This window comes from Sphaerospermopsis aphanizomenoides BCCUSP55, from assembly GCF_001586785.1.
Classification (GTDB): domain Bacteria; phylum Cyanobacteriota; class Cyanobacteriia; order Cyanobacteriales; family Nostocaceae; genus Sphaerospermopsis_A; species Sphaerospermopsis_A aphanizomenoides_A.
On record NZ_LUFH02000023.1, the window covers coordinates 36333 to 55491 of the forward strand.

Genomic DNA, 19159 nt, shown 5'->3' on the forward strand with positions numbered 1-19159 from the left:
ACACCTTTACAATCTTTAAAAACTATAATTTTGCATGAAATTATGCCACAAAAAACAATTGTATTACGTATACAGTGTTTTTACGTGACTAAAAGCTAGGCTTTACCATACTTAGCCAAAGCCAAATATGGCTCAATTTATAAAGGATATAAGCTAGTTTTTAGGTCGCTAGAGTTAGCCCCTAATTATTAGTTAGATTGGTTTAAATTGGGTTAACTCAAGCCAACCCACTGCATACAGCTTTACCTATTAATAACCTGTTATAAGAAATAAGGCTGAAAACCCTTGAGGCTTCGCCGTGAGCGTCAGCCGAACGGTTAAGTTTTTCCGCCAAGCTCCAAAACTTAACCGTCCTTTAGGCAAGGGATGTACCTTGCTTCCCGAAGGGTAAGCCTGTTGAGGCGTTTACGCCTCAGTAACTTGTGGTATAATCATACCAACAGGAACGGTAATCAACCTGTATAATAACCTAACTGCCTAAAGGCAATCTGTACCTTGACAACTAAATGTATGGGGTTCTACTTCGTAGTTCTAGTATCACCTGGAAGTAGGTAAAAGACAGGTATTAGGCAACACAGAATTTAACTCAAACAAAATTTGCACTGATGCAACTACCTCGCCCGCTGGGGGAAAGTTAACGCTTGGGGAGAGAACCACCTCTGGGCTAGATACCGCAAGGAGTCTAGTATAAGTGGACTCGTTGAACCAAGAATCACCGTACCTTTAGGTCGGTGAGTGTCAAAACAACATCAACCCTGATAAAACTAAAGCCTGTTTGTCTAAAGGCGATTGATTCCTTGAAAAATCTCTTGTATTCAGTGGATAACTAACTAAATAACTCATCCTCATCTATCCAAATTTGTCAATTGCCAGTTTGTTCGCAAATAAAATTAAGTATATTTATACTATATAATAATTGCGATGCCCCAACTCCAGCAAAACTAAACTTGGTAAATTATCAAATAAGTAGATTTTTAATTGTCCAACCATGAAATACAACACAATACTTACATTTGTCAAGAGCAGCGATAATCATTGAGATTAGCTGACCAACTTTTTTGCCAAAGCACTGTAGTGTAGTTTATCAAGGGAGTTTTTGTTACACCGATCATGAATACTTTACCACTCGATAGCTAAAATTTAATGTCCTCAGAGCAAAATTGTGCTTTGTCTTTTTCCTTGAGATCGGGATTTAGTCAGTTATGGGCAGTCAGTTGTCAGTAATTCGTGACGCACCTAATAATATTGATTAATGACTAATAACTAATAACTAATGAAAATAGTATTTTTTGGCACACCCGAATTTGCTGTTCCCACCCTAGAAAAATTGCTAAAACATCCACAAATTGAAGTTTTAGGAGTAGTTACCCAACCGGATAAACGCCGAGAGCGGGGTAATAAACTAACACCTTCTCCTGTGAAAGCACTTGCTACTGTTCACAATCTACCAGTTTGGCAACCTGAAAGAATCAAAAAAGATGCCGAAACCTTAACCCAACTGCAACAACTAGCAGCAGATGTATTTGTTGTAGTTGCTTATGGGCAAATATTATCCAAAAAGATTTTAAATATGCCGAAATTGGGCTGTATTAACGTACATGGTTCGATTTTACCGCAATATAGGGGTGCTGCTCCCATTCAATGGTGTTTATATAACGGTGAGCAAGAAACCGGAATCACGACCATGTTAATGGATGCGGGGATGGATACAGGAGATATGCTGCTAAAAGCCACAACACCAATTGATTTGCTAGATAATGCCCACATTTTAGCCGAGAGATTAGCAACTATTGGTGCAGACTTACTAATAGAAACTCTGTTGAAGCTGGAAAAACAAGAGATTCAAGCTATTCCTCAAGATAATGAGGCAGCTACTTATGCTTCTTTGATTCAAAAGCAAGATTACAATTTAGATTGGTCAAAACCTGCTATTCAATTACACAATCAAATTAGAGGCTTTTATCCTGATTGTATTACGACCTTTCGCAATCAATCACTGAAAATAACTGCTACTGTTCCCCTAAGCTCTGCTTATATAGCTCAGTTACCAACGGAACTACAAGAAAAATTGCATAAAATACCTGATTTGTCAACTATGTCAGGTCAACCTGGGGAAGTGGTCAGTATTGTTAAAGGACTGGGAGCAATTGTGCAAACTGGTGAAGGTTTGCTGCTATTAAAAGAAGTGCAGCTAAGTGGTAAACGTCCTCAATCAGGATGGGATTTTGTAAATGGTACTCGTTTGACTGCGGGTGAGGTAATGGGTAATGGGTAATGGGTAATGGGTAATGGGTAATGGGTAATTGGTAATTGCTAAACATCTTTTCCTCCCCTGCTCCCTGCCCCCTGCCCCCTGCCTCTTCGCTGTCACCTATCACCTGTTCCCTTATTCTCATAAAAACGGCATGATTCACAGGGTCCTTCTGGGTTGACTGCACAGCGAATGATTTCTGAATGAGCATTGTAGTCACAAGTAGCATCACCTATCACCCAGCGTCCCTGTACTAAACTTTTTTCTGATGGTCGTTTAGCTTTTTGTACGTAAATAGCGATATTATGTAGGCGGTAGCGTCCTGCTTTTAGCTGATATCTGTGACGACGCTCTAATACTGCATAGGTTTTACCTTCAAAATCCAGATAATTTCCTGGTTGGGGTGTCCAATCAAGTTGTAATCTACCGAGGGACTGACGCGGGTTTGTCAAAATCACCTCAGTTGGTAAAGAGTCTGGCTCCATAATTAGTTTATGTTATGTGATTTACATTATTAATGATGGTATCGCAATCTTCTACTATTGCTGACTGGGGTTTGATTATAATTATTGGTTTACTATATTTGCGAGCAAATTACATCTTGAGAAGAGATTAATTGCGGAATTTGTCTGTTTGGTTTTGATTGAGAACAGTAACACATCAACCTAATTTCTGCTGGCATGAGTATTAATTACAGAAAGCGATCGCTCACTGATGGCAATCGGGCGCTACAGTTATTTACAGACCGCTATGATATAACTCGTATCTTTGTTGGCTATTTGAATGATGATCCAGCAACAAACAAAATTTTATTTTTTCATGGTGATGGTGGTAATGGTAAATCTCTACTGCTGAAGTTTTTAGCTCAGAAGTGTTGTAAACGCCTGCGGTTGGAGAGTTGGCGGGAACTACAGCCTAAAAGTGATCAGGAAGTGGCAGAATATATTGAAGATTTAGCGGATGTTTGGGAATTTACGCCAATTCCCGCTGTTTTACAAGATTTTGGTTTAAAAGGGACTGGGGACGAACAACCTCAAGATCCATTTTATGGGTTATTGATGTTGCGACGAAAGCTTTCTAGTGCAGCAACAAAATTAAAATCCCGTTTGCAGTTTCCGTTGTATGACTTCGCTTGTGTTTGGTATCTCAAGCAAAAAAACCGCCTCACCACTGAGAAGTTAAAAGAACTATTTCCCGCAGAAGAACTTGATTTATTAATAGAAATTGTTAATGCTGTCAGCGATACATCTTGGGGAACTATTGTTAAGGCAGTTTTAGGAATTTTTAACAAGCATTTAGGCGAAAATTTTATTTTGCAATTGCAGAAACGAGGAATTAAAGCAGAAGATTTGCAAGAAATTTGCCAGATGGATGTAGACACGGAATTAATTAATGAACTTCCGCGATATTTAGCGCAAGATTTGAATGCTGCAATGACTCAACAAAACGCACCAGAAAGAATAGTGCTGTTTTTCGATACTCATGAGGCATTTTGGGGTTATCAGCGCAATTTACCAGATCCGCTATTTTTTCAAAAGGATGAATGGCTCAGATATTTTTTAGCGGAATTGGCACTAGAATCTGGTATAGTCGCAGTAGTAGCTGGACGAGAAATACCACGTTGGGAACAAGCTGAAAATTTTCCAATTCCTCAGAAATATTTAGATATTCGATTAGTTAACCATCTTTCTCCAGATGATGCAGATGTGTATTTGGAACGTGCTGAAGTTACGAATGAGGAATTAAGAAAAAGTGTGATCGTCTATGCTAGTGTAGCAGCAAATCAAGTGCATCCGTTTTTGTTGGGTTTGTGTGCGGATGTGGTTTTACAAGCAAAAGAACAAAAAATCACTCTTACCCCTGCTGATTTTCCCAAGATACCAGAAACAGTAAACAAAGCTGAAATACTAATTAACCGATTACTGAAATATGCAGATAGAGAAATTGGTTATGCTGTTCATGCTTTGAGTGCTTGTCGAGCATTCAATTTTGAAATTTATCAGTTTTTGGGTGAGGAATTACATTTTCAAACAACTAAACCAGCTTTTGATATTCTGACAGAATTTTCTTTTGTTTGGGATGTGCAGCAGTTAGGTCAAGACTGGTATCGTATTCATGACTTACTGCGTCGTTTGGATTATGAAGGGGGAAAAGAAGATACTAAAAAAGCCCATGAAGTGTTAGAAAAATATTACCGTCAACAGGGTAATGTAGCAGAAGCAATTTATCACGCTAACCGTTTAGATTGGTTGCGAGGTGTTGATGAGTGGGTAGAGGTATTTGAAGAAGCATTGAAAACTAGTCTTTATGAACAATGTCGTTCACTGTTGGAAATCAGGAGTGAACTGGTGATAGAGAGTAATTTTGATTTGGGTAGAGTTTCACAATGTGAAGCAGATTGTTTTAATCAATTATCTCGATATCAAGAAGCTAAACAAGAATATTTAGAAGCTGTTGCAGCTTATAAGCAAGAACTGAGCATTACTCCTGATGATACCGCTACCCTCTACAACTTGGGGGTAGTATTACGAAGTTTAGGTAATTTGCAAACTCGACTATCTGAACCCCAAGCATTACAATGCTACACGGATTCAATTGCTGCTTGCAACGCGCTCCTGAGTCTGACTCCAAATGATAACAAAGTTCTCAGGAACGTTCTCAGTAGTAAGGGGTTAACATTACAACAATTGGGGGATTTGCAAACTCAACGCAAGAACTATAATGAAGCATTTCAACCTTACAATGATGCAATAGATGCTTACAACTTCATTCTTTCTTTAATTCCAGATGATAATGACGTTTTCAATAACAAGGGAATAGCTTTAGAAGGTTTGGGTTATTTGCAAACTCAACTTGCTCGGGATGAAAAAGCATTGCAATCCTATAAAAATGCAATTATTGCTTACAATTGTTCCCTTAATCTAGCTACAGATCACAGATATCTTAATAATAAGGGTGTAGCATTGCAAAAATTAGGTGATTTGCAAACAAAGCTTGCCCAGAATGAGGAAGCATTACAATCTTACAATGATGCAATTATTGCTTGCCAGGAGGCTCTTACCCTGGCTCCAAGTTATATTAACGCTTTTACCAATAAGGGTAGTGCATTAGCTAGATTGGGAAATTTACAAAAAAAACTTACACACCACTATGAAGCCTTACAATCTTACAGTGATGCGGTAACTGCTTACAATTCTGCTCTGAATATTGCTCCAAATGATAATTATGCTCTCAACAATAAGGGCAATGTTTTAAAAAGTTTGGGTGATTTGCAAACTCAACTTAGCCAATACCAGGAAGCATTAAAATCTTACGAAGATGCAATCAACATTTATAAATCTGTCCTCAAATTTGCTCCTGATGATAACGAAGTTCTTGACAATTTGGGCTTAACGTTACAAAGTTTAGGTAAATTACTTTTAGAGTTAGCCCAAAAGCCAGAAGCCGTCAATTGTTTTCAAGAAGCTTTAAATTTATTTAATCGCTCTTTGGTAATAGCTCCCGATAATGAAGAGATTCGGAATTTGAGAGATGAATTACAAGCTTTTATAGAGAGTTTAGACTGACGCAGACTGGTAAATGCTCCCTGGTTGGGTATAAACTACACAAAATCAACAAGAATGATGTGAAAAGAATTTAAAAAATCAAATAAATAATTTATCGGTGATCGATCGCGCGGAGTGCAGCGCCAGAGGCGATCGCTATTTCATCCCTATTTCTCAAACTTGGCGTTACCCAAATATCAAATTTTGCCCTCTTACCCAGTTAATATACGAGCATTTTGTCAAGTTCTCATCACAATCTAACCATTGCTAGACAGTTCCAAATTATTTAAGAATGTGGCTGACCAGTTAATACTTCTTAACAAATTGACCGAAATTGAGATTTTCCTAGCGACCAATTTATAGGTACTATAGATGACCTTGAGAAATTGACTTGAGATTTACACATCTTTACAATCTGCCATCTTTGGAGACAGTCAATCGAGTAAACACTTGATGCCTATGTTGCTGATTAAAGCTGAATAACGGCGATCTTGACAGAAAAAGTATTCAAAGAGCTTATTAAATTGTTTGAAGTTATGTAGCCTTTTACTTACAGCCCATCCAGCACTGCGGTAAACTATGCCTTGATTATGATTCCTTCGCAGAGAAGAACACCTGAAAGGAGCAGTTTTTTCAATGTCTCATACCGTAAAAATCTACGATACCTGCATCGGCTGCACTCAATGTGTCCGCGCTTGCCCCACTGACGTACTGGAGATGGTGCCTTGGGATGGCTGTAAAGCTGCTCAAATTGCCTCTTCACCCCGCACAGAAGACTGCGTAGGCTGCAAACGTTGCGAAACCGCTTGCCCCACCGATTTCTTGAGCATCCGGGTTTATCTGGGCGCTGAAACAACTCGCAGCATGGGTCTAGCATATTAGAATACTGAGATTTAAAAATACTCAGTAAAATAGTGCTGGGGACTGAGGTCGGAAGAAACAACTTGATTCTTCTCTCAGCACTCAGCACTTAACAATTTTGAATTATTTCCATAGCAAATGTCTTTAACCTTTGGCAGCAGCGATTTCTGCCGCAGAAACTTGTTGTTTTAGTCTTGGTCAACCAAAATTTATCACCAGACCTAGTAGGGAGCAGCTTGCTCCTTTTTATTTGCTATAATCACCCCTTTATCCTGACAACTGTGCTTGATTAATTTCCAGGAACAGTGAATAGTGAACGGTTGTCCGGCAAGTAGTAGGGTGCTGAAACCAGATACAACTGAATAATTCTTAACTAATAACTGTTAACTGATAACCTAATAAGCGGAGGGGTGTGAAAAATGTGCGGAATAGTTGGCTATATAGGCACTCAAGCGGCGACAGATATTTTACTGGCGGGATTGGAAAAGTTAGAATACAGAGGTTATGACTCAGCAGGAATTGCCACTATTTGGGAAGGTGACATTCATTGTGTGCGGGCTAAGGGTAAACTGCTGAATTTGCGTTCTAAACTAGAACAAATCGAAACTCCTGCTCAAATTGGCATTGGTCACACTCGCTGGGCAACTCATGGTAAACCAGAGGAATATAATGCCCATCCCCATCAAGATACAGCTTTGCGGATTGCAGTAGTGCAGAATGGGATTATTGAAAATTACCGCGAGTTACGAGAGCATTTAAAAGGGTTAGGACATGAATTTCGTTCCGAAACCGATACGGAAGTGATTCCCCATTTAATAGCTGAGTGTTTAAAGCATAGTTCTGAAAGTCCTGATTCCCCATCTGTGTTTTTAGAGGCAGTGCGGGAAGCGGTGAGTAAACTAGAAGGGGCTTTTGCGATCGCAGCTATTAGTGCAGATTACCCAGACGAATTGATTGTAGTGCGTCAACAAGCGCCTTTAGTAATTGGTTTTGGTCAAGGCGAGTTTTTCTGTGCTTCCGATACTCCGGCAATTGTCCCCTATACCCGCGCTGTATTGCCCCTAGAAAACGGAGAAATTGCCCGTTTAACTCCGCTGGGGGTTGAGGTTTATAACTTTGCCGGACACCGCTTGAAAAAGCATCCCCGGACTTTGAACTGGAATCCCATTATGGTGGAAAAACAGGGATTCAAACATTTTATGCTCAAGGAAATCTATGAGCAGCCAGGGGTGGTTAGAGCTTGTTTAGAAGCTTATTTTCCTGGTAGTTCTGAAATACCTGTAACGCTGAATTTACCAAAAGAATTTTACGCAGATTTAGAACAAATTCAAATTGTGGCTTGCGGTACAAGTTGGCACGCGGCTTTAGTGGGTAAGTATTTATTAGAACAACTGGCAGAAATTCCCACTCAAGTGCAGTATGCTTCTGAATTTCGCTATGCACCTTCACCGCTGACTGCCAATACTTTAACTATTGGTGTCACCCAATCTGGGGAAACTGCGGATACTTTAGCAGCTTTAGCGATGGAGAAGGAACGCAGACAGGGGAAAGAGGCTAAGTATCAAGCGCGACTTTTAGGGATTACCAACCGCCCGGAAAGCACTTTGGGGCAGATGGTAAGTAATATTATCAATACTCATGGGGGGATTGAAATTGGTGTGGCGGCAACAAAAACCTTTATTGCCCAATTGATGGCTTTTTACGGTTTAGCTTTAGATTTAGCTTATCGTCGCCAAATAATTACGACGGAAAGATTAACAGAAATCATTGCAGGTTTGCGGCAGTTACCCGCAGAAATTGAAGCGATTTTAGAAACCCAAGAAAGATATATTGAGCAGTTAGTTCATGACTTTGCAGAAACAAAAGATTTCATTTTTGTAGGCAGAGGAATTAATTTTCCCATTGCTTTAGAAGGAGCTTTGAAATTAAAAGAAATTAGCTATATTCACGCCGAAGGATATCCAGCAGGAGAAATGAAACATGGACCAATTGCGTTGTTAGATGCGAAAGTTCCCGTCGTGGCAATTGCTATGCCAGGTAGTGTGTATGAAAAGGTGATTTCTAATGCTCAGGAAGCGAAAGCGAGAGATTCTCGGTTAATAGGTGTGACTTGTGTAAATGATGGGGAAGCAGCGGAAATTTTTAATGATTTAATTCCTGTGGCTGAAGTGGAGGAAATTTTGTCACCTATTTTGACAGTGATTCCGTTGCAATTGTTGGCTTATCATATTGCGGCTAGGAGGGGTTTGGATGTGGATCAGCCTCGTAATTTGGCGAAGTCGGTAACAGTTGAGTAGTTGAAATATAAAACTAAAATTTAATTTTGGAGGTGTGAAAAAGTTTGAAAAATAACTAGAAAAGCTGTACATTTTATTCTATGGGTGTATTTACCAATCATCCATAGAACAAATTGTTTAGCAATGATGAATTAAAATTATATGCGGCGTGACTCTATTTTTTATTATTTATTTCAACAATACCCCAAGCTGCTGTTTGAGTTACTAGAAAATCCACCAGCGAATGCAGCTAATTATCGCTTCGATTCGGTAGCAGTAAAAGAGCCAAAGTTTGAAATTGACGGGGTGTTTTTACCACCAGAAACGGAAGCACCAGGGGTTGTTTATTTCTGTGTTCGCGTAGCGTGCCGAAGGCATAGTGCAATTTCAAAAAGATGAGCGACTGTATGAGCGTTTGTTTGGGGAGTTGTTTTTATATTTTTATCGAAATAGAGAACGTTTTCAAGATTGGCAAGCAGTAGTAATTTATCCCAATCGCAGCATAGAACAAGGGGAAATTCAACCTTATCGCGCACTTTTGAATTCTGAACAAGTACATCGAGTATATTTGGATGAATTAGGAGAAATTGAACAATTACCCCTGGATGTGGGTTTGTTGGTGTTAACAACACTAGAGGAAGAGGAAGCACCAGCAGCAGCAAGATATTTGCTCAACCGTTGTCAGCAGGAATTAGCCGAAACGGTAGCCAGTCGCGCCATAATGGAGATAATTACTACAATTATTTCTTATCGGTTTACTCGTTTAACTCGTGTGGAGATAGAAGCAATGTTAGGTATCAGTTTTCAGCAAACTCGCTTGTATGAAGAACTTAGAGAAGAAGCTACTGAACAAGGTAGAGAACTAGGTAGACAACAAGGTAGAGAACAAGGCAAACGAGAAGGTGAAATATCGCTGATCCTGCGGTTATTATCCAAGAGATTCGGAGAATTACCGAGTCAGCTAAAAATCGACATTGAAAGGTTATCGCTGCTACAGTTGGAAACTTTGGCTGAAGCGTTGTTAGATTTTGTAAGTTTGGATGATTTAGTTGTTTGGTTGGAAAATTTAGAAGCTACTACTGAGAACTAAAATCTCAGTTTTCATCTATATCCAAACAAAGAAACAGAGTTTTGTGGGTAGAGTGCGATCGCCTATTTCTCTCATCTTGTGACAAGCGATCGCTATGCCTGGTAGTGTATATGAAAAGGTGATTTATAATGCACAGAAAGCGAAAGTGAGAGATTCTCGGTTAATTGATGTAACTTCTGTGAATGATGAGGAAACTGGGCAAATCTTTAATGTTTTAGTTCCTGTGGCTGAAGTGGAGGAAATTTTGACAGTAATTCTGTATCCTCCATAGGAGTTATTTTTTGAAAGTACCGAACCATCTAATCAAGACTTAATGCAGCTTGCGAAAATAGGAGGTTCGTTTGACTTGTGGCATGATGAACCTGATATTTATACATTAGAAGATGAAGAACTTCTTTACTATAAAGTAGTTCACAACTTTATACCGAATGGGTTGTTGGATACAAATATAATATCTTAGTGCTAAAACAACTAGTTTTGTTTTTGTGTAGTACAATTGTTCTATTCCGATCAGGGTAGACCAGTTATTCAATAGCAGTTCTAAAATATGGCTCGCGGTGAAATTCTCAGAAAACTTTTCAAAAGCTTCTCTCGCAACGAGAGGGAGGAGTTTTTGGCTGCGGCTAATGAACTGATAGAAGAAGAAAGAAATAAAAATCACATCCTACTGGCTAGAGATTTGGAAAAACTGCTGCACAATGGCAATGGTTACACCAAACCCCTAGTATCTAACCTAGCTCCCTGGAATCAATTTCCTGAACCACCCAAAGATAAAGACACTGGACTAGCTTTACTGGATGTCAAGCGATTTGACTTGACATGGGATCACATCGTCCTCAGTGAAAAAATATTTGATATCCTACAAGAAATTGTTCTGGAAAACCGTAAGCAAGATATTCTTGCAGCTTATAACCTCAAGCCCAAAAACAAACTACTCTTTTGTGGACCACCTGGTTGTGGCAAAACCCAAACCGCAAAAGTCCTCTCTAGTGTCTTGAGTCTACCCCTTGTGTACGTTAACCTAACAGCAGTATTCTCTTCTTACTTAGGTGAAACAGCTACCAATCTTCAGAAAATTTTTACTTACATTGAACAAGGGGAATGGCTGGTTTTGTTTGATGAATTTGATGCGATCGCTCGTGATCGAGATAACTTAAATGAACATGGCGAAGTCAAACGTCTAGTCAATAGCTTGTTACAACTTATTGATAATGCAACCAATCAAAGTATATTTGTTGCAGCGACTAATCACGAAAAACTATTAGACAGTGCAGTTTGGCGAAGATTTGACGAGGTAATTTTCTTTGACAACCCAACACTGGAATTACGCACGGCTCTTTTAAGCCGTTATCTGTCTGGTATCCGTTATACTAATATAAATCTATCTACTTTTGCAGAACGGCTAGAAAATGCCACTGGAGCAGATATAGAACGTATTTGTTCTGATGCCATTAAAGCGGTAATTCTACGGGGGGAGCGTACCTTGAGGGCTGATGATTTAGAAGTTGCGATAGGACGCTTTTTAGAAAGGCAAAGTATAATAGCAAACTCACAATAATCATCTACGCCAAATCCTCATGGTAAGTCAGTTTGAACACCTTAAATTGCCGAAAACTATAAACATCGAATTACCACGAAGGCCAGGGCGTGGCTTTGGTGGTGGAAAACGTACTGATTATGTTGAACACGGTAAGTCTTTATTAAATCAACTGTCTGGACTGGCTGAAACTACAAAGCAAAAAAGTAACCCTTTTCGTCTTGATCCAAAATTAATTTTTAAGATTAAAGTTGCTAACAAAAGCTCTTTGCGAGACGAAGACTTGACTAAAACAGGACTGGATATCCTAGCACGTGAACCTGATAAAGCCATAGTTGTCTTCTCGTCTGATCTGGAGTTAAAAGAATTTAGAAGGCGTTTAGAAAATTACAGTCAAATTACAGAAGGTAACAAATATGAATACTTAGGTGCAATTGATGATTTAGTTCCTCTTGAAAGAGAAGATCGTATTGGTCGTTTGTTAGAGTTAAACCCTGTACAACCAGGTGAACTTGCAGCTTTAGATTTGGAACTCTGGCACACAGGTGATCGCCAAGAAATGAAAGCATCTTTAGAACATATTGCCGAAACGCTAGAATTTTTCAGCGATACTGTTCCTATGAGAATGAGTGATAGCTACGTTGGAGAATATTTGTGTATTGCCCGAATTAAGGTCAATTACGAAGTTTTAGAGTTTTTACTTGAGTTAGAAACTGTTAAAGAAATTGATCGTCCTCCCCAACCTGCATTTGAGAGAGATGGTGATTATCAGTTACCAATTTCCAGTTTTCCTGAAGTAATTTCTCCACCTGAAAACAATTGCGGCATTCTTGTTATTGACTCAGGTGTGCAAAGAGGTCATCCATTAATTGCTCCTGTATTGGGTGAAGCTGATGTATTTTCAGATCCAGAACAGAAATTAATAAAAGGTGGTGCAGATGATGTAAATGGACATGGTACAAGTGTTGCTGGTATTGCTATCTATGGAGATGTCGAAAACTGTATTAAAAAACGGTCATTTGATCCAACAGTTTGGTTATTTTCTGCTCGTGTAACAGATGAAAATTGTCAGTATTATGAGGATCTTCTCTTAGAAACTCAACTAGATCAAGCTATTCATGCTTTTGTTGATCAGTATCCTAACTGCAAAGTAATCAATATCTCATTAGGTAATGCTAACCAAATTTATAGAGATGGGATGAAGCAATTTCGATTAGCAGCAAAAATAGATGAAATTGCTTATCAATATCAGCATAAAAACATTATCTTTGTAATTTCAGCAGGAAATATCACACCTTATGAAGAAGCTATATCAGACGAACCACTGAAGTCAGACGAACAACTAAAGACTGAGTACCCAAATTATTTACTCGATCAAAATGCTCGAATTATTGATCCAGCAACTTCTGCGATCGCACTAACTGTAGGTTCTTTATCTTATGGGCGTGGTAGTATTACAGAACCTGATGATGTGCGTCGTCAAGCGATCGCAAAATTACGAGGACACCCTTCACCCTTTACCAGAACTGGTTTTGGAGTAGATGGAATGGTTAAGCCTGATGTTGTAGATTTTGGTGGAGGTACTGTCATAGACCTCAAATATCGTGAAGGTTTAGATTTACTTAAAACAAAATTGCGACTATCAGATAATGTTGCTGGGGTTTCTGTTGTTACTTTCTCCAAAGATTTTCAAAGTTCTTTATTTCACATCTGTAGTGGTACAAGTTTTGCAGCACCTCGTGTAGCTAACATTGCTGCTCAACTCTTCACAAAATATCCAAATGCCAGTTCTAACCTCATTCGAGCTTTGATTGTTAATTCTGCGGTGCTTCCCAAAGAAATTCCAGATGAATTTAGTAATGGTACAGAATCTCAAAAAATTAAAAAGCAGCTACAAATCTATGGCTATGGACAGACTGATTTAGAACGTGCAATGTATTCTGCTGAAAACTATGTTGTTCTATCAGAAGAAGATATTTTAAAAGTTGGCTATTTTAATCTTTATACAATTCCCCAACTACCACAGGAATTTTTTGATTTAAAAGGTACTCGCATACTATCAGTTACCTTGGCATTTGATCCTCCAACTCGTCCAACTCGTGGAGATTCATATTTAGGAGTAACAATGGAATTTGATCTTTTCAAAGGAATTGATCATAAAATTGTTAGAAATGCTTATGAAGTTGCTAGTAAAGAAGCTGCTACTAAAAATAATTCGTCTGATGAGTTTGTAGAAAATACAAAGACAAAGCTAAAGAAAAAATATGGTGATGGTATTGAAGTAAAATTTTCTCCAGGTTCTAATATTCGTAAAAAGGGAACTTTACAAAAGGGACAAGTACAAATTTTTCCGCAGTCTACAAAATATAATGAAGGAAATATGACTCTGGTGGTGAGTTGTAATCGTAAATGGGCAAATCCAGATGAAACACAACGTTATGCTTTAGTCGTTAGTATTAGTCATGACGATCCTCAAGTTAATTTATATAATCGTATGAAACTCAAGGTTGATGAGATTGATCTCAGAGAAAGAAACCGAGCAAGGGTTTAAATACTAAAAAGCTGAAAATTAAAGTCATAAAAAATACATCCATTTTTTGTAAGCATCTTGCTAACTCATGAGATTGAGGACTTATCCAACCAGTCATGCGAATAACCTAACCTCTCGCAAAACTTCTAATGTATGAGAACCTACAATCTTGGGTAAGGGATTAAGTGTAATACTGCCTTACACAGGTAAAAACAATCATTGTGGATTTCAAGTTAAATGGAGTACGGATATAATTGACTTACTAAAAAATCAAATATAAACAGATAAGTGCGATACGCTAACGCATTTTTGAAGCAGTGCGATAATGAAAGTATTAAACTTATGGCTTATCGCACTTACCGTTAAATACAATCTTTACCACTGACTACCAATCATGGTAAAAGCAGACCAATAGTAGGGATGGGAGAGATTACCATTGATATTCTTCTGTAGATAAGCAGATATTTCTTTTGGTAAATCAATACTGCTATTAACACCAGTTAATTTATTTCCTTCCACTGCAACCTTACCTTGAATCATTGCTAATTGCGCTTGTCGCAGTGCTTCGGCTTTAACTGGTGAAGTCTTTAACTGATGATAAAACTCATTCATTAAACCCAGAGTACCTGCATCGGAAACATACCACAAACTAGCAACAGCAGATTTTACCCCTGTTTTTACTGCTAAACCAGCAAAACCTAACTCGGCTTTATCATCTCCAAAGGCTGATTTACAAGCACTTAAAACTAGTAACTCTACTGGTGGTTTATTCCATCCTAATTCGCGGACTTTATCCAGTCCCAGCTTACTATTGTACAATTGGATATAAGAATTGCTGGCATCACCAGGAACAAAGTCAACGTGAGTTGCAAGGTGAATCATTGCAAAAGGATTTTCCTGACGTTTAGTTTTGACTTTTTCTAAAGTAAAACTTTCATTGATAAATGATTTACCATTCCATAGTTTAGCAATGTTATAAAGTTCTATTGGTACTGCTTGCAAAGGTTCCTGGTTTTGGTCTTTGGTAAATTCACTAGCTCCCATTGCTAAGACTTGAGATTGTTTGATATTGGAATAGCTAGTATTAGTGAGGCTGAAACTTGGTAACATTCCCAGACTGTATTTTTCAATCAAAAACTGTTTACCATCATAGAGAGCAGCTACAGGAATAGAACGTAAACCAACATCCAAAACAAAGGCTAGATTATTAATGCCTTGCTTTTGTAATTCCGCTTCTTGAGGAGCAATTAGCCATTGATATAATTGCTGTGATGATGTTAAATAATTCGTGCTATCGGCTTTATTGATATCAGAAATTTCATTGTAAAAATTCTGTGCCACTTGCATAACTTTTGCTCTAGTTGCACGGGAAACCTGCTTACGAATTGGTTTACCTTCAGCAGTGACAATAACTAAATCAAGTACGTCATTATCTTTTGTGGTTGTGTCACCACTAGAAACAAAACTCGCATAAACAATAGCTGATTTAATTCCTGTTTGTGCTTGAATTTGTCTGAGTGCAGCTTGAGCATCACCCACGGATTTTCTAGAAACTGATTGTCCAGAAAGTTGTTCAAACTGGCTTGTAAAACTTTCCTCTAGTCTAGCAAAATCTGTGTCAACTGTAACTACTGCACTGATAAGACCTGATGACTGCAAACCAGGTGGTAGTCCACGTCTAGAATCAGGAGTTTCATTGATGTCAGAATCGGTAATTATTTGAATGTTGCCTTGGCTATAATTACCTTGAAAATATTGTGTAGGTTTGATAGTGTTGTTAAAACCAAAACCAGCAGTAATTGCTCCTGCTGTACCGATATTTCTAATATTACCAAATACAAATGGGGTGTCACCATTTCCTCCGTGAGTGATGGTGACGGAACCACTACCATTGGTTCCCAGTGTAGAAATACTAGCATTAACACCGTTGCGATCGCTAAATGTGCCTGTAGCGCGGAAGAAACTGTTAGTTGTAATATCAACATCACCACCAATTCCACTACCTAAAGCTTGGGTATTGATAGCAGTAACTTCTATATCACCTTCAGGATCTAAAGTGACTTTACCACCATCACCAGTGGTAGAACTAGTATTTAAAACTCCGGTTTTAATACTATCCTGCGCTTGAATATTAATATCTCCACCTTGAGTTGTAATGTCTTGTGTTGTGACGACTCCTGTATTACTTATCAAATTGACGTTATTATCTATGGTGTTGATATTTGCAGTCGTGATATTTTCACCAGCAGTAAAGTTAATTAAACCTCCTGTAATTTGGCCATTTGTCGTGATATTTTGATTCGCTGCTAAATTAATTAAGCTTCCTGTGATATCATTTGTGCTAATTCTACCCAAAATACTATTAAGGTCAATATTTGTGCCATTAATATTCGCAGTCGTAATATTTTGATTCGCGGCTAAATTAATTAAACTCCCTGCAATATCATTTGTGCTAATTCCACCCAAGGTACTATTAAGGTCGATATTTCCACCATTAATATTCGCAGTCGTAATATTTTGATTCGCTGCTAAATTAATTAAACTCCCTGCAATATCATTTGTGCTAATTCCACCCAAGGTACTATTAAGGTCGATATTTGTGCCATTAATATTCGCAGTCGTAATATTTTGATTCTCTGTAAAATTAATTAAACTCCCTGCGATATCATTTGTGCTAATTCCACCCAAGATACTGATAATGTTGATATTTTGACCTTGTGTGAAGATATTGCTAGTGCTAATATTTTGATTAGCTAACAGATTAATTGAAGCATTATTTAAACCCGTAATTATAGCAGTTGCAAAGATTGAACCTGTACCATTAGGTGATTTGATGGTTGTCGGGTCTTTAAATTCTACAGGGTTGTTAATAGTAATCTTACCACTTCCATCACTGCGTCCAATTGTGATAGAACTAAAACCATCTGCTAATCCTGCTATTTCTGCACTGGTCAAATTTAATGTTCCAGCAACATTATTTCCTAGGGTAATATTTCTGTTCGCTGTTGAAGATTGAATTGTTAAATTTCCTGTTCCTGTGGTTGTAGTTGGTAACTCTATATCATCTGCTGTTAAAGTTACGTCATTAGTTCCTGCGGTTAATGCACTGGTTAATGTTATTTTCCCACTAGATGATTTTAATTCTTGATTACTATTCGTACCAGTGAGGGTAACTCCACCATTATATGTTTGAATGCCTGTGGTGGTAATGTTGTTGGCAATGTTAGTATTGGCAGCAGTTGTAGTCAAGCTATTGACATTGACTGCATCACCTAAAGTCAAATTACCTGTCCCTGCATTCAGGTTTAAATCTGTGGTTAAACCATTAATTGTGCTGGTGAAATTAATTTCATTGTTAGTGGAATTAAAGGTTTTCGGATTATTGCCTGTGAGGGTAACTCCACCATTATATGTTTGAATTCCTGTGGTGGTAATGTTGTTGGCAATGTTAGTATTTGCCGCAGTTGTAGTCAAGCTATTGACATTAACTGCATCACCTAAAGTCAGATTACCTGTAACTGCACTCAGGTTTAAATCTGTGTTTAAACCATTAATTGTGCTGGTGAAATTAATATTGTTGTTAGTGGAATTAAAGGTTTTGGGATTATTGCCTGTGAGGGTAACTCCACCATTATAGGTTTGAATGCCTGTGGTGATAATGTTGTTGGCAATGTTAGTATTGGCAGCAGTTGTAGTCAAGCTATTGACATTAACTACATCACCTAAAGTCAGATTACCTGTAACTGCACTCAGGTTTAAATCTGTGGTTAAACCATTAATTGTGCTATTAAATGTGATGTTCTCATTTTCTGAGTCGAAAGCAATATTATTTCCTGTCAGGTTAACAAGACCATGAAAGGTAATATTTCCAGTTGTAGAAATGTTATTTCCTACTTGAGTTTGAGATGCGTTACTGGTTAAACTATTCAGTTTTGTAGTTCCACCCACCACATCGTTAAAGCTGACAGTGCCATTATTTGCTGTTGTGGTTAAGTCGCTATCACCATCAACTGTGTTAGCAAAACTAATATTCCCATTATCTGTGGTGAATAGTTTTGCACCTCCTCCTGTTAGTTCTAGAGGACTATTAACGGTAATATTCCCACTTTCCGAATTCAATTCTTGAGTTGTTGTTCCTGTGAGTTTGATTAAGTTACTGGTAATATTAATATTCCCAGTTGTGGAAATATTATTTTCTATTTGAGTTTGAGTAGCATTGCTGGTTAAACTATTCAGCTTTGTAGTTCCACCCACCACATCGTTAAAGCTGACAGTGCCATTATTTGCTGTTGTGGTTAAGTCACTATTCCCATCAACTGTGTTAGCAAAACTAATATTCCCATTATCTGTGGTGAATAGTTTTGCACCTCCTTCTGTTAGCGTCAGACGACCATTAAAAATAATATTCCCAGTTGTAGCGATATTTTTAGGAATAGTCGTTATTCCTGTATTGGAGATGTTAAGATTATTGAGTTTAGCGATACTACCTATTTCATCCCCAAAGTTCAGGTCTCCCGCAGTGATGTTTAAATCTTGATTTCCATCAACTTTTCCATTCAATGCAATAGTGCCACTACCTGAATTTAGGTTGACGTTATTACCCAATAATACATCTTTGCTAATATTGATATCTCGATTATTGGTGGTAATATCAGCATTGAGATTTGTGGTGTTTGCTGCTAATGTAATTGAGGCATTATCTGTACCCGTGATTTGACCATTAACTTCAATACCATTAGGTGATTTGATGGTTGTTGGGTCCTTAAATTCTACAGGGTTGTTAATAGTAATCTTACCAGTTCCGTCACTACGTCCAATGGTGATAGAACTAAAACCATCTGCTAATCCTGCTATTTCTGCACTTGTGAGATTTAATGTTCCGGTAACATTATTTCCTAGGGTAATATTTCTGTCTATGGTCGAAGATTGAATTGTTAAATTTCCTGTTCCTGTGGTTGTAGTTGGTAACTCTATATCATCTGCTGTTAAAGTTACGTCATTAGTTCCTGCGGTTAATGCACTGGTTAATGTTATTTTCCCACTAGATGATTTTAATTCTTGATTACTAT

Annotated in this window: 9 protein-coding genes and 1 pseudogene; 8 read left to right on the plus strand and 2 right to left on the minus strand. The window is 38.0% G+C overall.

Annotation, left to right across the window (positions count from 1 at the left end; translation table 11 throughout):
- The first annotated feature begins 1273 nt into the window (after window positions 1–1273).
- Entirely contained in the window at window positions 1274–2275 is a 1002-nt protein-coding gene (gene fmt, locus A0J48_RS08195; protein ID WP_200322032.1) for a methionyl-tRNA formyltransferase, read from the plus strand.
- A 92-nt stretch (window positions 2276–2367) separates the two neighbouring features.
- Here the strand turns inward: fmt and A0J48_RS08200 are convergent, their stop codons facing one another.
- Window positions 2368–2736, minus strand: a complete 369-nt coding sequence (locus A0J48_RS08200; RefSeq protein WP_200322034.1) for a DUF6464 family protein — start codon at window positions 2734–2736, stop codon at window positions 2368–2370.
- Window positions 2737–2931: 195 nt separating this feature from the next.
- Here A0J48_RS08200 and A0J48_RS08205 point away from each other — a divergent pair, with 195 nt between their 5' ends.
- From A0J48_RS08205 to A0J48_RS08235, 7 genes and pseudogenes are all read left to right on the plus strand, one after another.
- Window positions 2932–5817: a tetratricopeptide repeat protein gene (locus tag A0J48_RS08205; protein WP_200322037.1), complete on the plus strand. Its 2886-nt coding sequence runs from the start codon at window positions 2932–2934 to the stop codon at window positions 5815–5817.
- A gap of 615 nt (window positions 5818–6432) precedes the next feature.
- Window positions 6433–6678 carry a photosystem I iron-sulfur center protein PsaC gene (psaC, locus tag A0J48_RS08210; protein ID WP_012411495.1) on the plus strand — a complete coding sequence of 82 codons (246 nt, stop codon included), beginning with the start codon at window positions 6433–6435 and terminating at the stop codon, window positions 6676–6678.
- A gap of 398 nt (window positions 6679–7076) precedes the next feature.
- Window positions 7077–8954, plus strand: coding sequence for a glutamine--fructose-6-phosphate transaminase (isomerizing) (glmS, locus tag A0J48_RS08215; protein WP_200322039.1), 1878 nt, complete (start codon window positions 7077–7079; stop codon window positions 8952–8954).
- Window positions 8955–9095: 141 nt separating this feature from the next.
- Window positions 9096–10023 (plus strand): annotated as a pseudogene (locus A0J48_RS08220) (Rpn family recombination-promoting nuclease/putative transposase).
- Window positions 10024–10117: 94 nt separating this feature from the next.
- Window positions 10118–10294 carry a hypothetical protein gene (locus A0J48_RS08225; protein ID WP_200322041.1) on the plus strand — a complete coding sequence of 59 codons (177 nt, stop codon included), beginning with the start codon at window positions 10118–10120 and terminating at the stop codon, window positions 10292–10294.
- Between the two features lie 276 nt (window positions 10295–10570).
- The gene (locus A0J48_RS08230; protein WP_200322043.1) at window positions 10571–11581 is read left to right on the plus strand and encodes an AAA family ATPase; all 1011 of its coding nucleotides are present in this window, start codon (window positions 10571–10573) and stop codon (window positions 11579–11581) included.
- Window positions 11582–11600: 19 nt separating this feature from the next.
- Window positions 11601–14111 carry a S8 family peptidase gene (locus A0J48_RS08235; protein ID WP_200322045.1) on the plus strand — a complete coding sequence of 837 codons (2511 nt, stop codon included), beginning with the start codon at window positions 11601–11603 and terminating at the stop codon, window positions 14109–14111.
- Window positions 14112–14465: 354 nt separating this feature from the next.
- On the opposite strand, the gene A0J48_RS08240 is transcribed toward A0J48_RS08235, so the two are convergent.
- Window positions 14466–19159 (minus strand): CHAT domain-containing protein (locus A0J48_RS08240; RefSeq protein ID WP_200322047.1); only part of this gene is annotated, 4694 nt, incomplete at its 5' end.